Annotated in this window: 13 protein-coding genes, 1 tRNA gene, 10 pseudogenes and 1 other annotated feature; of the genes and pseudogenes, 7 read left to right on the top strand and 17 right to left on the bottom strand. The window is 59.0% G+C overall.

Going from position 1 to position 19,354, the window contains the following annotated elements; translation table 11 throughout:
- The first annotated feature begins 111 nt into the window (after positions 1 to 111).
- Both J4E08_RS23980 and J4E08_RS23975 read left to right on the top strand, forming a co-directional pair.
- Positions 112 to 402 (top strand): integrase core domain-containing protein, encoded by a 291-nt coding sequence (locus J4E08_RS23980; protein ID WP_349540657.1) that lies wholly within the window; start codon positions 112 to 114, stop codon positions 400 to 402.
- 21 nt (positions 403 to 423) lie between these two features.
- A pseudogene (locus J4E08_RS23975) lies at positions 424 to 821 on the top strand (IS3 family transposase); the annotation flags it as partial.
- Between the two features lie 52 nt (positions 822 to 873).
- Here the strand turns inward: J4E08_RS23975 and J4E08_RS23970 are convergent.
- The 3 genes and pseudogenes from J4E08_RS23970 to J4E08_RS23960 form a co-directional block, all read right to left on the bottom strand.
- Positions 874 to 1,981 (bottom strand): annotated as a pseudogene (locus J4E08_RS23970) (IS5 family transposase).
- Between the two features lie 74 nt (positions 1,982 to 2,055).
- Positions 2,056 to 2,727, bottom strand: a complete 672-nt coding sequence (locus tag J4E08_RS23965; RefSeq protein ID WP_349540656.1) for a YjbF family lipoprotein — start codon at positions 2,725 to 2,727, stop codon at positions 2,056 to 2,058.
- Positions 2,728 to 2,744: 17 nt separating this feature from the next.
- Positions 2,745 to 4,904 carry a YjbH domain-containing protein gene (locus J4E08_RS23960; RefSeq protein ID WP_349540655.1) on the bottom strand — a complete coding sequence of 720 codons (2,160 nt, stop codon included), beginning with the start codon at positions 4,902 to 4,904 and terminating at the stop codon, positions 2,745 to 2,747.
- A 231-nt stretch (positions 4,905 to 5,135) separates the two neighbouring features.
- On the opposite strand from J4E08_RS23960, the gene J4E08_RS23955 reads away from it, so the two are divergent.
- Positions 5,136 to 6,536: a dihydrolipoyl dehydrogenase gene (locus tag J4E08_RS23955; protein WP_349540654.1), complete on the top strand. Its 1,401-nt coding sequence runs from the start codon at positions 5,136 to 5,138 to the stop codon at positions 6,534 to 6,536.
- 4 nt (positions 6,537 to 6,540) lie between these two features.
- Here J4E08_RS23955 and J4E08_RS23950 read toward each other — a convergent pair whose 3' ends face one another.
- The 7 genes and pseudogenes from J4E08_RS23950 to J4E08_RS23930 all read right to left on the bottom strand — a co-directional run.
- Entirely contained in the window at positions 6,541 to 8,709 is a 2,169-nt protein-coding gene (locus tag J4E08_RS23950; RefSeq protein ID WP_349540653.1) for a calcium-binding protein, read from the bottom strand.
- A 154-nt stretch (positions 8,710 to 8,863) separates the two neighbouring features.
- Positions 8,864 to 9,001, bottom strand: a pseudogene (locus J4E08_RS24650) (integrase); the annotation flags it as partial.
- Positions 9,002 to 9,035: 34 nt separating this feature from the next.
- Entirely contained in the window at positions 9,036 to 9,206 is a 171-nt protein-coding gene (locus J4E08_RS23945) for a hypothetical protein (protein WP_349540658.1), read from the bottom strand.
- Positions 9,199 to 9,768, bottom strand: coding sequence for an IS110 family transposase (locus J4E08_RS23940; RefSeq protein WP_502949315.1), 570 nt, complete (start codon positions 9,766 to 9,768; stop codon positions 9,199 to 9,201). Before J4E08_RS23940 ends, J4E08_RS23945 begins: the two co-directional genes overlap by 8 nt.
- 119 nt (positions 9,769 to 9,887) lie before the next feature.
- A complete protein-coding gene (locus J4E08_RS24645) occupies positions 9,888 to 10,166 on the bottom strand; it encodes a DDE-type integrase/transposase/recombinase (protein ID WP_502949317.1) in 279 nt (92 codons plus the stop codon).
- Complete coding sequence (locus J4E08_RS24640) at positions 10,156 to 10,623, bottom strand: IS3 family transposase (RefSeq protein ID WP_502949316.1); 468 nt, start codon at positions 10,621 to 10,623, stop codon at positions 10,156 to 10,158. Before J4E08_RS24640 ends, J4E08_RS24645 begins: the two co-directional genes overlap by 11 nt.
- Positions 10,561 to 10,665: a sequence feature (AL1L pseudoknot), on the bottom strand. Its footprint overlaps the gene before it by 63 nt.
- A gap of 390 nt (positions 10,666 to 11,055) precedes the next feature.
- Positions 11,056 to 11,352, bottom strand: a pseudogene (locus J4E08_RS23930) (transposase); the annotation flags it as partial.
- A gap of 163 nt (positions 11,353 to 11,515) precedes the next feature.
- Between J4E08_RS23930 and J4E08_RS23925 the strand changes: the two are divergent.
- Positions 11,516 to 11,794 (top strand): annotated as a pseudogene (locus J4E08_RS23925) (GDP-mannose 4,6-dehydratase).
- 76 nt (positions 11,795 to 11,870) lie between these two features.
- Positions 11,871 to 12,083 (top strand): annotated as a pseudogene (locus J4E08_RS23920) (IS481 family transposase); the annotation flags it as partial.
- Positions 12,084 to 12,116: 33 nt separating this feature from the next.
- On the opposite strand, the pseudogene J4E08_RS23915 reads toward J4E08_RS23920, so the two are convergent.
- Positions 12,117 to 12,215: pseudogene (locus J4E08_RS23915) on the bottom strand (IS5/IS1182 family transposase); the annotation flags it as partial.
- Positions 12,216 to 12,346: 131 nt separating this feature from the next.
- Between J4E08_RS23915 and J4E08_RS23910 the strand changes: the two are divergent.
- Positions 12,347 to 13,811 (top strand): annotated as a pseudogene (locus tag J4E08_RS23910) (IS3 family transposase).
- Between the two features lie 227 nt (positions 13,812 to 14,038).
- Here the strand turns inward: J4E08_RS23910 and J4E08_RS23905 are convergent.
- A complete protein-coding gene (locus tag J4E08_RS23905; RefSeq protein WP_349540652.1) occupies positions 14,039 to 15,358 on the bottom strand; it encodes a UDP-glucose dehydrogenase family protein in 1,320 nt (439 codons plus the stop codon).
- A gap of 242 nt (positions 15,359 to 15,600) precedes the next feature.
- On the opposite strand from J4E08_RS23905, the pseudogene J4E08_RS23900 reads away from it, so the two are divergent.
- Positions 15,601 to 15,841, top strand: a pseudogene (locus J4E08_RS23900) (hypothetical protein); the annotation flags it as partial.
- A gap of 44 nt (positions 15,842 to 15,885) precedes the next feature.
- Here the strand turns inward: J4E08_RS23900 and J4E08_RS23895 are convergent.
- From J4E08_RS23895 to J4E08_RS23875, 5 genes and pseudogenes are all read right to left on the bottom strand, one after another.
- Positions 15,886 to 16,041, bottom strand: a pseudogene (locus J4E08_RS23895) (transposase); the annotation flags it as partial.
- 109 nt (positions 16,042 to 16,150) lie between these two features.
- Entirely contained in the window at positions 16,151 to 16,996 is an 846-nt protein-coding gene (kdsA, locus tag J4E08_RS23890) for a 3-deoxy-8-phosphooctulonate synthase (RefSeq protein ID WP_349540651.1), read from the bottom strand.
- Positions 16,993 to 17,781, bottom strand: a complete 789-nt coding sequence (locus J4E08_RS23885) for a 3-deoxy-manno-octulosonate cytidylyltransferase (protein WP_349540650.1) — start codon at positions 17,779 to 17,781, stop codon at positions 16,993 to 16,995. Before J4E08_RS23885 ends, kdsA begins: the two co-directional genes overlap by 4 nt.
- A 15-nt stretch (positions 17,782 to 17,796) precedes the next feature.
- Positions 17,797 to 18,747: a KpsF/GutQ family sugar-phosphate isomerase gene (locus J4E08_RS23880; protein ID WP_349540649.1), complete on the bottom strand. Its 951-nt coding sequence runs from the start codon at positions 18,745 to 18,747 to the stop codon at positions 17,797 to 17,799.
- Positions 18,748 to 19,233: 486 nt separating this feature from the next.
- Positions 19,234 to 19,310 (bottom strand) — tRNA-Met (locus J4E08_RS23875).
- Positions 19,311 to 19,354 lie beyond the last annotated feature (44 nt).

The raw sequence follows: 19,354 nt of genomic DNA, 5'->3' as shown, positions 1-19,354 counted from the left end.
ACCGCGGTCATGCGAAAACTCATCGTCCTCGCGAACGCACTACTGAGAGACAACCGGAAATGGGCTCCAGAACCTGCTTGATCATCACGGATACTCGGCAGCATTCTGCGGATGCGCCTGCCGGACAACGGTCTGGTCTTCACCAGCCACCACTTCACCAAGATCGCCCGCAGCTACGGCCTGAAGCAGGAGTTCATCACCCCACACTGTCCCCAGCAGAACGGCATGGTCGAGCGCTTCATAAGGACGCTGAAGGAGCAATGCGTCCATCGCCATCGTTTCGAGACCATCCAGCACGCGATGCGCGTCATCGGTGACTGGATCAGCTTCTACAACAACCGCCGCCCTCATCAGGCCCTTGCCATGCGCACGCCTGCCGAGGCATTCACATTAGCGGCTTAACCTGAGCAGATTCAGCTGGGTCGATACAGACGTGCCGTATCGGATCCGACCTTGGACAAGATGATCCTTGCCGAGGCCGCACGGGGAAAACATCTCAAGCCCTTCCCGCCGTAGACAATGCATCGACCATGTGCGGCAGACCCTCAGCTTTTCCGAGCGCAGGGTCTGCCGCGCACTGGGTCAGCATCGCTCGACGCAGCGCAGGGTGCCTTGTGGCCGACCGGATGAAGCCCGGCTGACCGAGGACATCATCGTGCTGGCCGAAGAGTTCGTCCGCTATGGATATCGCATGATTATCGGGATGCTGAACAACAGCGGCTGGCATGTGAACTATAAAAGGGTCGAACGGATCTGGCGGCAGGAAGGGCTTAAAGTCCCGCACAAGCGGCCGAAGAAGGGCCGTTTATGGCTGAACGAGACTCTGTTGCACAAAGCCGTCGCTGAGCGGACTTCCCCGTTCCCCGGACGGATTTATCCCACGGCTTTTGTGACAGGGATGCCAAGGGCGGTGTAGCCATTCATGACGGCGATGCGGACCTGAACTTCCGCGACCTGTCGGTCGAAGTCCCGCGCCATGCCCCGCCCGGCAGCACATTCGCAGAGTGTGTGAGAGGAGGGCGCTGCCCCAGCAGTTTAACGCAGTGCATCTTGGTCTCGACGCGGCTTCGGCGGTGGTATCCGCTCCAGTTTCGCCAGATTGCGCGGCCGAGGTATTTCGAAGCTCGCAGGGCCTCGTTTCTGGGCGAGCCTTGTCCGCCATTGGTCCGGGGACAATGGCGAGCGCACCCGCGGTGACGGCCTTCCACGGCTTGGCCTTTTTGCGGGGGTGAAGGGCGGCCTGGATTTGATCCAGTGGATCAAATCAGCCCTGAACGGGCGGAGCCCCGGGGGTATGACGGCATGGGCACCGTGGTCAGCGATGGCGTCGTGGCATTTGCGGGTATCATAGGCACCGTCTGCGGTGACGCTGCCGATCGCCTCGTTCGCCGGGATCTGGTTGAGCAGATCGGGCAGCACCGGCGCATCACCCATGTGGCTCCCGGTGATCTCGACGGCGCGGACTTCGACGGTTTTCTCGTCTATCCCAAGATGGATCTTGCGCCAGACACGCCGCTTGGGCCCATCATGCTTGCGCGCGTTCCACTCGCCTTCACCCTCGACCTTGATGCCGGTGCTGTCCGCTGCCCGGCAGGGCATTGCGCAGCAATGTCCCGAGAGCGGATCAGGAGGTCAGCGGGCCGTTCGAGCCACGATACTGGATGTTCACGGCCAGCGTCTTCTGGCGGCGCGATAGCGTACTGAAGTCGGGCACCGCCCAGTTCAAACCGATCAGACGCAACAGGCTCCCGACGAACCCGGTCGTCTGCCGTAGCGCCATGTCGAACAGCACCTTCATCGTCAGGCATGTCTGGATGGCAGTATCGCTGTAGGTTTGCTGTCGGCCGAGTTTGCCGGTCGGCGCAGCATCCCAGATCATCTCGGGATCGAACAAGATCGTCAGCGAGCCTCGGCGCTTAAGCGCTTCGTTATAGGCCGGCCAGTTCCTGGTCTTGTAGGTCGGGAATGTGGGTCTGCTCATGTCGTCCAACTACCACGCTGGCTTCACGATATGAATCCCTCACAGGATTTGTGCAACAGAGCCGTTACGCGCCCTCAACGCCGCAGATATTGAATGCCAATATATCCCAAATACGCGCCGACCCATTGCCGACCGCTCAGGATCATCCCATTGCCGGAAACCGCATAGGTGTTTGTGAATTCCACCTGCGCGCCAGTCTCGGGATGCAGGCCGTAGCAATCCACCTGGACAGCCGTGGCCTGTGCATCGACCAGCCCAAGCGCCACGCGTTTGCCACCACTGGGGCGGGCCGCACAGCGAAATCTCTGCTCTTCGATGACGGCTTCGGGGGTGAGAAACCGTTGCACGTAGTTGACCTGTCCCATGCTGCGGGACCGGACCAGCGCCAACAGCTCGTCCTCTTCCACGGACATCAGATCACCGCCCAGACCGCGCGTCGAGGTGATCATGCCGTCACGCAGGACAATCACGTTGCGCGCCTGATTTCCGAAGGTGTGGTAACGGCCATTGGTTTCGACCTGGGTCAGCAGACCCTGCGCATTTTCGCGCTGCTCGAACTCCACCAGGATCAGTGGGTTCGCATTGGCCTGCAAGGCCTGCGCAATTTGCGCGTTGGTGACCGGCGCCGGCGGCGCCTTTGGCTTGAACAGTTCGCCAACCGCCTGAAGCGCAACCCCCTGAAGGTCCCTTTCGCTGCCACAGGCCGCAACACCAAGGGCAAGGCACAAGGCAAGCGCCGCGCGCATGAATCGCATGCATGTTTTCATCGCCAGAAAGTTCCCCAAGTATTGGCCACGTCTGGCTGGTGATAATCCCGCACCTTTTCATACAACCGGCCCTGAACGTCCAGACGGGCGCCACCATCGCGGGTCAGAGACTGGATCGTCACAGTGTTCTCGCGGCGTGTCGGAATGCCGATCAGGCTGCCAATCGGAATGGTGAACCGGATCCCCTTGTCAAAGGATCCCTCGCCAAAATCTTCAGCGGAGGCGTCGGTGATGGTCGCATAGGCACCGACACGCCAGCCATTGGCGAACTCGCGGTCGACTGAAACGGTCGCGCCGACATCCCCCGCAAGGTAACGCCCCACGTCGAGTTGGCCATGAAAGCCGTTGTCAAAGGCATAATAGGCGGAGACATGGCCGTTCACCTCCGGGATGTCCCGGGCGATGCCACTGACCGGGTCCGTGGTGGTCATATCTTGGAACCCGAAAAGCTGGTCGTAGTCACGCTTTTGAATGTAGTTCACCTCGGCCCCAAGGGCGAGACGGCTGTCCACGGGCTTCCAGAGGAGTTCAGCAGAAGCGCCGCCGTACATTTCCTCAAGATACCCGACAGAGACACGGCTGTAGAAATCGCGCGCCGGCCGGCCGTAGTGGGCAAGCTGAAGACGTTCGATTGTCTGATCGCCCTCTGCCACGTACAGTGGACGATCGGTGCGCACGCGAGGCAGGCCGGATTCGTCTCGACGCGACACCTTGTCGAGGTTGCCTGTCAGCTTCTGTGTGACCGACCCGGACAGCTGCAATCCAGGCGTGATGCTGTAGGTGGCACTGGCGCGCAGATCAAGGTTTGCCCGCACGGGGCTATTGGGGTCAAAGAGCGAGAAATTCACCGTCGGGCCCAAAGACCAGCTGAACTTCGGATAGACACCGGGGGCCACGGCGGGCGTTCGGTCCTTGGCATCGACAAACTGCGCGCGCGGCAGAAGGTCTGCGGCCGGTTCGTGCTCCAGGCGTTCCAGATCGGAGCGGCCAAGCACCACCGCAGCGGTCGGCATGCCATCAACGACAGGGATGATCTCGAACGTTTCGACAGAGGCGGGCAGGGTGCGCGTCATGGCGCGGGCAACACGTCCGATGGCCTGCGCCTCGTTTTGGTATTTGCCATTGGAGATTCGCACGATGGCACGGCGGCTTTCCAGGGTCATGCCTTCGAGCTGCATGCCTTCGGTTTTGAGCAAACCGGCCAGTTGCGTCCGCGCCTGTGTCGACCGGGTGCTTTCCCGGGTCCAGCCCAAATCGGCGGCTGCGCCAGCTTCCCGCGGTGCAACAGGCACCCCGGATGGCTCCATGCCACCGGGCACGCCGGAGGTCCGGGGATTGAGCAGGAAAGTCAACTGCGCCCCTACTTCTTCCCCGAGCACGTGGTACAGGGAGATTTGCCCATCACCGTCGCTGAATTTGTAATCCAGACCATAGTTGACTGCGCTGCTGGGTTTCTCTGACCAGCCGCGTCTCACTTCTTTGGTGTATAGATCGGATGAGTATTCCAGTTTCAGCTTCAGCCGATTGTTGGGCGCGTAGCTGATGCCGCCGAAAGGGGCTATATCACCACGGAACCAACGGTCATAAGTGGGTATACCGCCACGCTCGAGCGTTTCATTCGGACGACTTCCGGAGCTGCCAATAGGGTCTCGACCACCAAACCGCCCCCAGCCCAGACCGCCAGTCACTTTCATCCCCGGCGCGACTGTCTTCGTCGCGACAAGATATTCGCCGCTGTACACGCCAGTACCGATGACATCTGAAAACCCTAGCACAACGCTGGGTCGGTACCGGTCTTCCGTCACAAGTTGGTAACGCAGGTCGAAGCTGCGATCAAAATAATCACCCTGTCCGTCAATACTGGAGGGGAGCGACGTATAGCGGAAGCTTCCGGACAGACGTGGTGTGGCCTGAAAATAGATCGTGGTCCGACTGGTGTCTCCGAGCCGCCCGAAGGTAGCTGCGATCGTGGCGTCCGGCAGAACTTCGGCCGTTGGCATATCGACCAACCCCGGAGACCCATAAAGGTTGAGGCTCGTGGCGTTGCGTGAGGTGACGTCCTGCGCAAAAGACCCCAGCGGCATGGTTGCAAGGACTGCCAAGGACACACCGGCATACATGCGCGTCATGATCCGGCCTGAACGAAAACCCGGCATATGTCTTCCTTTTCAGGTCAAGATTTCCCCCTTGAGTAATCTTTGCATCCCAGCCTGTCTATCGAACTGCCTTGTGTTGGGCCTGATATGTGGGAAAAACCACACGACATTATCCAAAAGCTTAACGCAACGTGCATTGGCCGCCAAAAACCTCCGGGCGTGCAACTTCCTGCGGACCTGATCCGTTGTCTGGTAAAACAAGCAACCCGATAACCTCGGGGGAAGGATATCATGGCGGATCTCACCTGTGACGTGGCAGTGATTGGCGCGGGAACAGCCGGGCTTGCAGCCGAGCGCAACGCCCGCAAGCACGGGGCCTCGACCCTGCTGATCGACCCGGATTTTGCCGGCACCACCTGCGCCACGGTGGGGTGTATGCCCTCCAAGCTGCTGATCGCAGCAGCCCGCGCCGCGCATCGCGCGCGCAACACCGATCTGTTCGGTGTACGCACCGGCGAGGTCACAGTGGACGGCCCCGCAGTTCTGGCCCGCCTGCGCCAAGAGCGGGATCGCTTTGCCAGCGGGGTCCGCGACAGTTTTGATGACCTGCCTGAAGGGGTTGCGGTGAAAGCCCGCGCACGCTTTTCCGGGCGCAACAGTCTCACATTGGATGATGGGCGGACCGTGCAGGCTGGTGCGGTGGTGATTGCCACGGGATCCTCGCCCATGGTGCCTGAACCCTATGCTGCGCTGGGGGATTTGGCGCTGACCAACGACAGCATCTTTGAACTGGATGACCTGCCTGAAAGCCTGGCAGTGATTGGTGGTGGCGTGATCGGGCTGGAACTGGCGCAGGCCATGGCGCGTCTGGGTGTGGCGGTCAGCCTCTTCGATATGGGCGACCGGCTGGCCGGGGTGCGCTGCAACAAAGTGCATGACGCGCTCAAAGGCGCGATGAGCCAGGAGATGGCGTTGCATCTTGGCGTCGAGCCTGAACCGTCCGAGGAAGATGGCCGGGTGCGCATCGACTGGGACGGGCGTCATCAAAGCTTTGACCGCGTGCTGGTGGCCACGGGCCGCCCGCCCAATGTCTCGGGGCTGGATTTGAGCGCCACTGGCTTGGCTCTGGACGACAAGGGGATGCCCGATGTCGACCCTGATACGTTGCAATGTGGCGATTCCCCGATCTTCATGGTGGGGGATGCCAACGCGGCCCGGCCCGTGCTGCACGAAGCCTCGGACGAGGGCGGAATCGCCGGGCGCAACGCCGTGGCCTATCCGGCGGTGGTGCCCTCTCGACGCAAGGTCAGTTTCACCATCACCTATACCGAACCGCCACTGGTGATGATTGGCCAAGATCCCGACGACAGCGCCAAGATCGGCGAGGCGGATTACACCAATCAGGGCCGCGCAACGGTGGATGGCGAGAACGTCGGTCTGGCACGGCTTTATGCTGCTGCGCCGGACGGTCGGCTGATCGGAGCCGATCTGTTTTGCCCCAGTGCCGATCACATGGGGCACCTGCTGACCTGGGCGATGGAAGCGGGGCAAACCGCCAGTGATTTGCTGGACAGGCCGTTCTACCACCCGACCTTGGAAGAGGGGCTCAAAGGCGCGCTGCGCGATATTTGCGGCGCCGTGCCGCTGCGCGTGCCCGGTGACCAGGACCCCGGCCTGCCGCCTGGGGTCTGACCCGTCACAGCAGACCGTCGTCCGGATCGGGCGGCGGTGATGCGTCAGAGGAAGCGGCTTGCGCGCTGATGAGCAGGGTAATCTGCGCATCTTCGGTGTCGATGGTCCGATCCTCGAAGCGGATCCGTTCCACGCTGTCCAAGGTCACCACCTCATCGCCGGTAAAGATCGCCAACTGCCCATCGAGATAGGCAAAGGTCACATCCTGCGACGCGTCGCCCTTCAGGTGAACCGTATCCTTCCCTTCACCCCCATTCACCGTCGCATTGCCATTGGTCAGCACGAAAGTATCTGCGCCGTCGCCGCCAAACATGGTGTCCTCGCCATCGCCTGCCAAAATGACATCGTCGCCGTCGTCACCGACCATCAGATCGTCGCCATGGCCGCCCTTCAGCGTGTCGTTGCCTTCGCCACCATGAAGTCGGTCATCGCCGTGATAGCCGATAAGCCTGTCCGCTCCGGTGCCGCCCTTCAAAGCGTCCGCCCCGTTGCCGCCTTTCTGCACGTCGACCTTGTCGATAACGATGCGCACGAAATCGTAGGGCAGCAGATCAAGGCTCACCATGCCATCGGTGAAGAAATCCCCTTCCTGCTCAAGAATCAGGGCATCCACATCGGTTTCCGTGGCAAAGTAATAGTCCTCGATGGAGCGCGGATTGCTCACGAGGGGAATGATGCTGTCAAAGGTGGGCAGGTAGGTCTGATAAACACCGCCCCCCATATCCCGGATGTGGCTCTGGTCGTCCGGGTCGAAAAAGGCCAGCGTGGCCAGCTGCTCCGCTTCTTCCTCGGTGATCACACGGCGACCGATGCGGTTGAGACCCTCGGCATCGGCCATATCAGACAGCCCGTCAGAACTGCTTTGGTCGATGGTCACCTGCTCCACCCGGATGTCGGTCGCCCCATTGGTGAAGCGCGAGATGTCTAGGTCAACGGTGGCCCGGTCGAGATCGCGCAGGCTGACAAACAGCACATCCTGATAGGCGCTGGAGAAGACGTTGACCTCCACCTTGCCATCACTGCCGGTGCTGTCAGAGGAAATGCTTTCAAAACTGGTGACGCGGCCCGTGACGCTTTCCTCGGGCCGCAGGCTTTCGGACATCATCTGAAAGGCGGTGCCGCCGATGGTCAGGTCGATCTCGTCCACTTGACGGTTTCCGGCAATGTTAGAGCCTGTTCTGTGCTGCAAGGGCCAGACGAAGGCATCCTGCACACCGGCCTGCACCATGAATTCAAACATCTCTAGCAAGACGCCGGAACTGGCTGCGCCAAGCTGGTTATAATTGCTCGCCAGCACGTTCCATTCGGTGATGTAGAGCCCGACATCCCGACCCAGAAGTTCACTGAAATTTTCGATCCGATAATCGAGGCTGCGGTGTTCGTACCATTCGTGGGTGAAGGCCGGGCCCTCTTCGTGGCCCTGATTATAGTAGTAATGCGCCACACCGCCGTCGATGGCGTCCAGCGCGCGCTGGTCCAGTTCAGCCAGAATGGCGCGGTTGGCGTCCTCGAAGGTGCCCGTGCGCTTGAAGCTGCTTGCCGCGCCCTGTGGTTCGCCGATCTGGATCAGGATGGCCGGGTCAGCATCGATCCCCCGCGCGGCCAGGGCCTCGATCGCGCTGACACTGGCGTTGATCACCCGGTTGGCGGCGATGCCATACTCTTCCTCGTTCATGCTGGAGATAAAGTCGCCGTTGGGATTTTCCTCCGGGTGCGTGCTGCGATCATAGTTCGCTTTATAGCGCCCGATGGAATATTCGTTGCCGACCTCCAAGCCTTCGATCAGGTCGCCGTATTCCGCCAGCGCCAGTTCAAGAAACGCCTGAATCTGTTCGGCAGGCAGGTCGGTCTTGGTAGGCAGGACCATCGTGACCTTCACCGGGCCGCCATCTGCGCCGCCGGTGCGTGCCCAGTCGAAAAAGCGCGTCACTTCCTCGCGGATTTCCCCATTCTGCAGCTTGGTGATGTCGATGACGTTTTCCGTACCGCCGCCGGGATAACGTACATGATCAATGCCCAGCGTCTCGATGGCAGAGACGAAGCCATCGGTCGGACCAATGCCGCCACGTGCGTCAATGTTGACGGCCTGCAATGCGTTGACCGCAAAATGATCGTCCTGAACGGTGTGTCCCGTGCCCTGCATATTCACGAGCGAGACATCGTAATGCGCCATGGTGGCCTCCTGTGCTTGTCACAAAAGGCACGGATGGTCGGGACACGGCGTGGATAAATTGCGGCAACTTCGGGCCGCATTATTAAGGTTTTCAGGATCAGGCCGAACAACGGAGTTGGCCTTCCGATCATAGTTCGAAGGCAGACTGTGCGCGCTACTTGAAGCGTGGCTTCCATGACCTGCGACGGTAGGGGTTTTGGCCAATGTCCTCCATCATCTTTTCTCGGAAGACCTCAGCCGTGGTCTTCCACCCGAGGCATCTGCACGGTGTGTTGTTGAGCTGATCGCAAACTTGCTTCAACTCGAGCTCGGTCATGGCGGTGACGTCACGTATCGGAGCCTTGGCCGGCTTTGCGTTCGGCGATGCGCCTGCGGTCGACGAGGGAAGACCAGCCCGTGTTGCGGCGGCCGGTCGGCTGGTAGACGGTGCGTTGCCTGGCTGCGCGCTTCTTCTTCAGTGGCGCTTGCTCCTGCTCGGCCTTGATGTGCTCAAGCACGGCGCTCAGATGCTTGTTCTCGGTGATCGCCGCGTGGGTGACGCGCTGGTCCTTGTCGAAGACGGAGCAGGACATCTCGCAGATCGGCAGGTGCGTTGATGATCAAAGTCTTCAGAGTCACCATCGCCTGTGAACTCGGTTTTACGGCTGTACCGCGTGTAATCTTCAGATGTCGGATCATTTCAGACGAGTCTGTGTGTGCTTTTGGCAGTGCCGTTTCTAGCCCAGAAAGAACAGATCGTGCGGCCCCCTCTGCATCTAAGCTATCCGTTTTGCCTTGCGTGTATCGCAATTGCCGATTTGGCCGCATGACCTCGATGACATTGTGCCCCTGAACCAACAAAGACCTTGAAAGGTCCGCGCCATACGAACCAGTTCCTTCGATACCTAATGCCCGAACTTCCCCAAAAGATCGCGCCCAACGCTCCAACTCCAAATATCCATTGGAATTGGTCCGAATGGACAGCGCCGCCAAACGGGTGCCTTGTGTATCAATCGCAACAGCGACATGCGTTGCCTTATGCGTGTCGATGCCGATAATGAGCGGATGTGTGGTTTTCATGATGCCCTCATTGCTCAGAATGCCCAGGCATCGATCCGAGGGGACAGGACTGTGATGGGGCGTCCCCGTCAGGCTCCTATGAGGTCACATCTCGCCCGTTGCCGGGACGACTTGACACGTCAACGCAATGACACCCAGTCAATCGTAGCATGGGTCAGGCCATCAAGCAGCAATACCATACTACAGTCATAGCTATCAACGACACTGCCGACCGAAGGTTCGATGCCGGCCTCGCCCAGCCTTTCCGTGTAGCGAATGGACAGGTATTGCGACCCGCGATCGCTGTGATGAACCAAGCACTTGGCCTTCGTCGGTTTGCGGTCATGGATGGCCTGCTCGAGGGCATCTAAGACGAACCCAGTTTGCGCTGACGCGCCAGCCAACGATCTAGCGCGCATAGGCGTCGATGACGAAAGCGACATACACGACCCCTTTCCAAGTCGCGACATAGGTGAAATCGCTGACCCAGAGCATGTTGAGCGCCGGGACGCGGAACCCGCGGTTCACCTTGTTCAGAGGACACGGAGCTTTCTTGTCTGGGATCATAGTTCTGTGTGGCTTGCCGCAGATGATACCCTGAATGTCCATGTCCCGCATCAGCCTCGCCACCGTGCAACGCGCGATATCGAAACCTTCCCGGACAAGCTGACGCCAAACCTTGCGAACGCCGTAGACTTTGTAGTTCTCCTCCCAGACACGTTCGATCTCGGGCCGCACGACGGCATCACGACGGGCACGGTCTGACAACCGCGCCGGGTCAGTACGTATCACCAGATGATCATAGTAAGTGGAAGGGGCGATCGGCAGCACTGTGCAGATCGGCTCGACCCCGTGCGCCTCGACAAATTTCCCCATCCCTTCGACCGGTGGTCGAGCTTCGCCATCGCAAAATATGCACTAGCCTTCCGGAGGATCTCGTTGGCCTGCTGGAGCTCTCGGTTCTCCCGCTCCAGCGCCTTCATCTTCTCGGCCATGTCGCTGGGTATGCCTGCGCGCCTGCCACTGTCGACCTCGGCCTTTTGGCACTGGCGTTCAGCATGTTCGCCGAGCAACCGATCTTCGCTGCGATCGTCGTCATCGCCTGCCAGCGAGATCCGTGCTGACCCTCGTTGTCGAGAACCATCCGCACGGCGTGCTCGCAAACTTCAGGGAAAACTTGTTCGTGCTCTTGCTCAGGATGCTCCATCCTACTCAAGAGTTGGAGCATCCGGCAAACCCGGGGCGGTTCATCTCATGACTGACCCGGATCGGATGGCGTTCCAGCTTCATCCAGCCTGCGATCTGTTAAGGTGACCAACCCGCTTTCAGCCGATCCTCGACGGCGGCTTTCAACTCGGGATGCACGATCAGCTTGCGGTGGATGGCGCGGCGCTTCTCATACATGCCTTGGGCGTTCATCGCGTAGTAGCCGTTCAGCTCGGGTAATTCATCGTCGTCGAAGTGGTTTCGCTTCAATTCCCGATAAATCGTTGAGGGCGCACGACCAAGCCGATCCGCGATTTCCGGGACAGGCATCTTGGCTTTACGCCACTTGGCAATATTGATCCGTTCACCGAAACTTAGGTGAGGGTAATAGCGGCCCATTGGTGACCCTCCGTACAACATTCTGTTTTAATATAGAATTTTCACTTCGGATGTAAATTCATCCGCGTACACCAAAATTTCCAATAAGGTTAATTATGTTATTTTTACCAGATGACAGCCGGCGGCCATATGCTGTCTGCACTTGGACAATTATGCCGCCACGATGCACCTAGCCGCCGAAAGCCATGTCGACCGCTCCATCGGCGTGCCACGCCATTTCATCAAGACCACCATCACCGGCACCTTCAATCTGCTGGAAGCCAGCGCGAAAATACTAGACCGAAGCAGACAAGCATGAGAGCTTCCGCTTTCACCCCATTTTCACCAAAAAGGTGTTTGGCTCGTTGGTCCCACGGGCAAGTTCACGGAAGATACGCCCTACGACCCGCGCAGCCCCTATTCCGCCTCAAAAACAACCTCTGATCATCTTGTGCGCGCTTAAACCGAGACCTATGATCTAGGTGTTTGATCCCACGGTTTAATGGTGCGATCCTTTCTCAAGCTTGGAAGGAAGCATTATGGGACAAGTTCGTCACGGGAGCGCCACGACCACGCACGCCGTCAGAGCGGCAATACAGCGATCGCAAGCTTCGCTCTCGAAGCTGAGCGAAGAGCTTGGGATCAATCCCAAGACGGTCGCCAAGTGGCGGAAGCGGCAGTCGGTCGAGGATCGCAAGACCGGGCCGAAGGAGCCGCGTTCAACTGTCCTGACCGAGGCACAAGAAGCGATGTAATCGCTGACGGGTCCGGCAGTCAGGAACAGGTCGATGGGCCTTCAGATGAGTTACGTCGATCATCACGGTCGTCTCTTCACCGTGCTCGGCTGCCAACCCCGCCATGATCCGGGCGAAGACACCCCGTTCGTGGCTGTACTCGGACCAGTGGCGTTCAGCCACTCTCCTCCTCCTTTGTCTGACGTCAGCACCTGTGGGACAGATTATAGGATTTGAACAATGGAAGGTTTCTGGTTCATCGTAGCCTTTAAGGAGCGAAGATGAACAAGAAGCCCGGAACATCTAAATACGCAGCTGATAAGCTGGTCAAAAACATACGCCGAAAGACCCGCCAGACCTACTCGGCGGAGGAGAAGATCCGCATCGTTTTGGTCGGATTGCGCGGGGAGGAAAGTATCTCGGCGTTATGTCGCCGCGAGGGTATCTCTGACCGCCTGTATTATACTTGGTCGAAGGAATTCCTTGAGGCTGGAAAGCGTCGTCTTTCCGGCGGTGAAGGGGGCCGTGGCCCCAGTGGGGCCGCGAAAGCCCCGAAACGCGCGTCAGGCGACATTGTGTGAGGTGAAGGATCTGCGATCTGAGGCCATGGCTCTGAAAGAATGCGTGGCGGACCTCACCTTGGAAAACCGTCTGCTCAAAAAAGCATGACAGGGGCTGGGGAGTTCGAGGAATGAGATACCCTGCGTCTGAGAAACTGGAGATCATCCGCACGGTTGAGAGGTCACACGTGCCCACAAAATGACCCTTGATACGCTGGGTATCCCACGCACGACATTTTACCGATGGTATGCCCGTTATGTCGAAGGTGGCTTTGATGCCCTCGCGGATCGTTCGCCTCGGCCAAAGTCGGTCTGGAACCGATTTCCGCAGGATCGGCGGGATGATATGATCGAGTTTGCGCTGGAAGATGAGGCGCTGACCACACGCGAACTGGCCGTCAAATATACCGATGAGAAGCGGTATTTTGTCTCAGAATCATCTAATTTATCGTATCTTGAAAGCCGCTGATCTGATCACAGCACCAGACTATTTGGTGATCAAGGGCGAGACCTTGTCCGCCATTGGTCCGAGGACAATGGTCGAGCGATGAGTTCACTAACTAGACCACGGCCATCAACCAGATGCTTCTCTCGGGCATGTAAACATGCCCTGCCGGGCAAAGGGCAGATCGACTTCACCTACTACAAGATCATCGGGTGGGGCTGGTATTACCTGTCCACCATCCTCGACAATTACAGCCGCTACATCATTGCCTGGAAACTCTGCACAAACATGCGTGCTGAGGATGTCACCAACACGATCAAGTTGGCCCGGACGGTATCGGGCTGCGGCTAGGCCGTGGTCCGGCACAAACCCCGTTTGCTCAGCGACAACGGTTCCTGCTACATCTCTGGCGATCTGACCAAATGGCTGGAGGATCAGAAGATGGACCACGTCCGCGGAGCGCCATTCCACCCACAAACCCAGGGCAAGATCGAGCGTTGGCACCAGACCATGAAGACCCGCGTTCTTCTGGAGAACTACTACCTACCCGGTGATCTTGAACGCCAAATCGGAGCCTTCGTCGATTACTACAACAACCAGCGTTACCACGAGAGCCTGAACAACGTCACACCAGCTGACGTCTACTTTGGTAGGAACAAAGCCATTCTAAGAGAAGCGGAGAAAATCAAGAAACACACGATCCAATACCGCCGCTTGCAACATCAAAAACAAGCCGCATAATCAATCACGCAACCGAACCAGAGCCTCCAATGTTCAAGCCGCTCTAATGTCCCATTTTATATGACGACGGACAGATGGCAGGCATGGCAGCTGTGATCCGTAGCCGTCAATTTCACCACGATATCACATACAGAGTTCTTTTCTACTTCGCCGTCAGAATGGACAGTAGCGCATGCCAGGGTAACTTCCTGGCACTCCAAGTTCGCGCATCCCACTTGTTACTGTCATCAACTGTCAAAACCTGCACGACCGATGCTGTCGTAAGCAGTGAAGCCTCCTGCCCGTGCAGCATCGGCGGTATAGATGTTTCGCAAATCTCCCAGAGCGGCATGCGCCATGCCGGAGGCCAACCGCGACAGGTCAAGCGCGCGGAACTCGTTCCATTCCGTCAGAATGACCAGCAGATCGGCGCCCTCGGCTGCGTCATAGGGATCTTCCATCCACGTGACTCCAGGCAGGAGGTGCTCACCCTCGCGCTTGCCCTGCGGGTCGACCGCGCGCACCTTGGCCCCGCCGCCCACCAGCGCCGGCACGATGGTCAGTGATGGCGCGTCGCGCATGTCGTCGGTGTTAGGCTTGAAGGTCACGCCCAGCACGGCGACGGTCTTTCCGTTGAACGATCCGCCGCACAAGTCGGTGAGCTTGTCGATCATCCGGCGCTTCACATCCTCGTTCACCTTGATAACTGTCTCCACGATGGAGATCGGGCTGGCGTGTTCTTGGCCAATGCGTGCCAGTGCTTTGGTGTCCTTGGGGAAGCACGAACCGCCATAGCCCGGACCTGCATGCAGGAACTTGTTGCCGATGCGGCCGTCCATGCCCATGCCCCTAGACACGGATTTCACGTCGGCACCGACCTTTTCGCAGAGCGAAGCGATCTCGTTGATGAATGTTATCTTCATCGCGAGAAAGGCGTTGGCAGCATACTTGATCATCTCGGCAGACTCGAGGTCAGTGGTCACAATCGGGAAGTCACGAAGGTACAACGGGCGGTAGATGTCGGCCATAACCTGCGCCGCACGCTCGGTCTCAACGCCAACAACCACGCGATCAGGCTTCATGAAATCGTCGATCGCCGCGCCTTCGCGCAGAAATTCCGGATTCGAGGCAACGTCGAAAGCAAGGTCTGGATTGGCCTTGGCCACCACATCGCGAACCTTAGCATTAGTGCCCACCGGTACTGTCGATTTTGTCACTACGACGATGTAGTGATCTGCTGCCTTGGCGATTTCTTCGGCTGCGGCCATGACAAATGTAAGGTCAGCATGTCCGTCACCGCGGCGCGTCGGAGTGCCAACCGCGATGAAAACCGCATCAGCACCGTCGATGGCCGATTTCAGATCGAGCGTGAAAGACAGCCGACCTGCTTCGACGTTCTTGTGCATCAGCACGTCAAGGCCCGGCTCGTAGATCGGCACGCTACCACGTTCCAGCATTTCGATTTTCCGCGGATCCTTGTCGACACAGACGACATCATGGCCGAAATCCGAAAAACATACGCCGGAGACAAGTCCCACATAGCCTGTTCCGATCATCGCGATTTTCATATCAAAATCCTTGGACAAATACTTGTATTCATCGTGCGATGTCCCATACTTGGCCCCCCCTAACAAGAGAAATCCTTGAGGTTCAGACAAAGCTCAGAACAGCCACATGGCTATGCGGCAAACTTCTATAGCTTGGCACTGAAATTTCATTCAGCCGCGACTACCATTCGAATGAGGTGGTCCGATTGCCATTCAGCCTGTGGTTGGACCTGTCTCCTGCCGCTTGACAAATATAGAGCATCAATGCGCTGGCCGAAGCGAGCAACGGGCTCTTCAAGGCCGAGATCATCCCATCGCCGCAGCCCTTGGCACAGCTTCGGGGCCGTCGAATAGGCCACCCTTGCATGGGTCGATACTCGCGTTGTCGAAGAAACGCCTGAGTTCAACAACCGCCGCCTGCTCGAGCCGATCGGGAGCACCCCTCCGGCTGAAGCAGAGGCAAACTTTTACGCCGATCTGGAAACTGAAGACCGGGCCTCTTAACTAAACCAAATCAGCCTCCGGCGAACCCGGCGCGGTTCAGAGCGTTTTTTAGGGGTATATGCAGCAGGAGCGTCACGCCAACGTAAGCCATTGCGATTGATGAAGATAATTCCGCTTAGTACCAGCCTGTTATCAAGCAGGGGCTTCCCGTGTGATTTGGGAAAGAAGGGGGCCAGACGTGCCATCTGCGCGTTTGTCATCTAGAAGAGATCGCTCATGTCACCGCTCCGCTTTCGAAGGCGTGAAGCACGTAGCCCCAACAGAAATCAATGCATCCTGACTCTAGGTATCCAGATTTTCAGCCGTTTCTTAATCGTATGCATCGTGGTTTTTAGTCAGAACATCAATGTTTTTAAGTCCTAGGAGGATCCGCCGCATATCATCGACCGGTATCATATTCGGGCCATCGGACGGCGCAGTGTCGGGCGCCTCGTGGGTTTCCATGAAGACAGCCGCACAGCCCACCGCCAGTGCCGCGCGGGCCAGCGGTTCGACGTATTCGCGCTTCCCGCCCGAGGATTTCCCCTGCCCGCCCGGCATCTGCACCGAATGTGTGGCGTCCATCACCACCGGGTAGCCCGTCTGCGCCATGATCGGCAGCGCGCGGAAGTCCGACACCAGCATGTTGTAGCCGAACGACGTTCCGCGCTCGCACAGCATGATGCGGTCATTGCCGGTGCTTGCGATCTTGTCGGCGACATTGCCCATATCATGCGGCGCAAGGAATTGGCCCTTCTTGACGTTGATCGCCGCGCCGGTTTCGCCTGCCGCCAGCAGCAGGTCGGTCTGACGGCACAGGAACGCCGGGATCTGCAACACGTCGACCACCTCGGCCACGTGGGCGCACTGTGCCTCGGAATGCACGTCCGTCAGAACAGGCACGCCGAACTCGGATTTGATCTGATCGAGGATCTTCAGCCCCTCGTCCATGCCAAGGCCGCGCTTGCCTTCGAGAGAGGAGCGGTTGGCCTTGTCGTAGCTGGCCTTGAAGATCCACTGGATGCCGGAGGCCGCGCAGGCTTCGGCGATCCTTTCCGCCAACATGCGGGCGTGATCGAGGCTTTCGAGCTGGCAGGGCCCCGCGATCAGGGCAAAGGGACGGTCCTGCGCGATTGCAATGTCGCCGGAGGGCGCGGACAGGGTAACAGTGGTCATGCGATGCCTTCTTTCTTCAGCACGCCTTCGATGCGCGCAACGTCGACGGGGTTGTTGAGCTCCCAGAACACGCGGCCCGGTGCTTCGACAGGCACACATGTGACGGATGCGCCATTTTCGAGGAAGCGAAGCTGTTCGAGCCCCTCTGCGCGTTCGATCGGACCTTCGTCCCACGACATGTAGTCGGCGAGCGCGGCGGGGCGATAGGCGTAGACCCCCACGTGATGCCAGACATCCGGCGGGGTTTCGAGGTTGCCCACATAGGGCAGCACTTCCTTGGAGAAATAGATCGCGTTGCCGTCGCGGCGCAGCACGGCGGTCGTCCCGCCGACCCGGCCTGCTTGCCGATCCGAGACGAAGTTCGACAGGGTTTCGTGGTCGCATTTCAGCACGGGCGTGGCCATCTGCACCGACGGGTCGTCCATGGCGGCCATCAGCGCCTCGACGAACCAAGGCGGGGTCAGCGGCGCGTCGCCTTGCAGGTTCACCACCACCTCCGGTGCCTCCGGCAGCTGCGACACGCCTTCGGCACAGCGCTCGGTGCCATTGCGGGCGTTGTCCGAGGTCATCAGAACATCCGCGCCAAAGCCTTCGGCGGCCTCGCGAATGCGGTCGTCGTCCGTCAGAACATAGACCGCATCCGCGCCTTTGACCTGCTTTGCGGCCTCCCATGCGCGTTGGATGAGGGGTTTCGCCTCGCCCGTGGCGCCCTTGAGCGTGACCAGTGGCTTGCCTGGGTAGCGGGTCGAGGCATAGCGGGCGGGAATGAAGATAACCGTTTTCATGGAATGTCTCGCAGTTCAGGCGACGCCGGCGCGCAGGGCGTCGTGGATGTGGATCAGGCCGGTCAACCGGTCGCCTTCGGTGACCAGAAGTACAGTGCGCTTTTGCGCGTTCATGACACCCAGGGCCTCCAGCAACAGGGTATCGGGCGTCGTGGTCAGCGGGTCACGTGTGGCAACCTCGCCCGCAGTGCGGTCCATCAGGCCGACCATGTTTCGCCGCAAGTCACCATCGGTAATGATACCGGCCAACCGGTCGCCTTCGATCAATGCGGCTACGCCAAACCCCTTTTGGGACATGGTCAGCAATACCTCGGACATCTCGGTGTCCGGCCCCACAACGGGCAACTCGTCGCCCTTGTGCATCACGGCCGCGACACGCAACAGCTGCGCACCCAGCGTGCCTCCGGGGTGGAAGGCGGCAAAGTTCGCCCGATCAAAACCACGGTGCTTCATCATGGCGACCGCCAGCGCATCGCCAAGCGCCATGGTCATCGTCGTCGATGTCGTGGGCGCCATGCCAATAGCGCAAGCCTCCGGCGCGTCGGGCATCAGCAGCACATGATCAGCCGCCTGCCCCAAAGTGCTCCCCGCCTTGCGCGTCATTGCCACCAGCGGCACGGAAAACCGCGCGCAATGGGCGATAATATCGGCGAGCTCCTTGGTTTCTCCCGAGTTGGAGATCAGGATCACTGCATCGTTTGGGGTTATCATCCCAAGATCGCCGTGGCTGGCCTCTCCGGGGTGCACCATCTGCGCGGGCGACCCAGTCGAGGCAAAGGTCGCCGCGATTTTAGCGGCCACATGGCCTGATTTGCCCATGCCAGAGACGACGATGCGTCCGTTCACTTTCAACAGCATCTTCACGACGTGTTCAAAACTGTCAGGCAATTGATCGGCGAGGCGCATCAATGCGTCCGCCTCAATGCCAAGTACTTCGCGGGCGATTTCGGTAGGGGACTGGGACATAGCGGCCTTTCTCAACTGCCGCAGGTGGTAGCTGTCCTGTCCGTCTTTGTCCAACTGAACCGCCCGGGGACTGACAGAGACCATCAAGTTAAGCAACGGTGGTTATGACAAAACGGAAAAACCCTACTCCCCGGAGAAGGTCAGCGGGCGTGCGGTCCGAATGGTGTTCGAGCATCACGTCTCGTACCGAACAAGGCCGGGTGCGATTGCAGCAGTGGTCCAAGGCGCTGGCATCGGCCCTTTTCGAGGACCGTTATCCAGTATGGTCAGATGGCGACAGACACGGACACTCTAACCTTGATGAAACGGCTCTTTTGCATTTGCTCGCCGTTTCAAAATTCGCGCAGCCTCTACATCATGGTGAGGGGTTTCGCCGCAGACAGGTCCCCTGGTAGGGAGACCGCGTCGAAGTATTGGATTTTTGAGATTTAGAGCACATCAAAAGCGCCACAAGCTGTTTGGCTTGGACGCTTTTGATGCATTTGTTGGTTGCGGGAGTAGGATTTGAACCTACGACCTTCAGGTTATGAGCCTGACGAGCTACCGGGCTGCTCCATCCCGCGCCAATGGTCGGACAAGGTATAGAGAGATATCTGAGTTTACTAGG

Source organism: Sagittula sp. NFXS13 (genome assembly GCF_040148795.1).
Taxonomy (GTDB): Bacteria; Pseudomonadota; Alphaproteobacteria; order Rhodobacterales; family Rhodobacteraceae; genus Sagittula; species Sagittula marina.
Note: the sequence above shows the minus strand (reverse complement) of the source record. Positions and strands in the feature narration are given on the sequence as shown.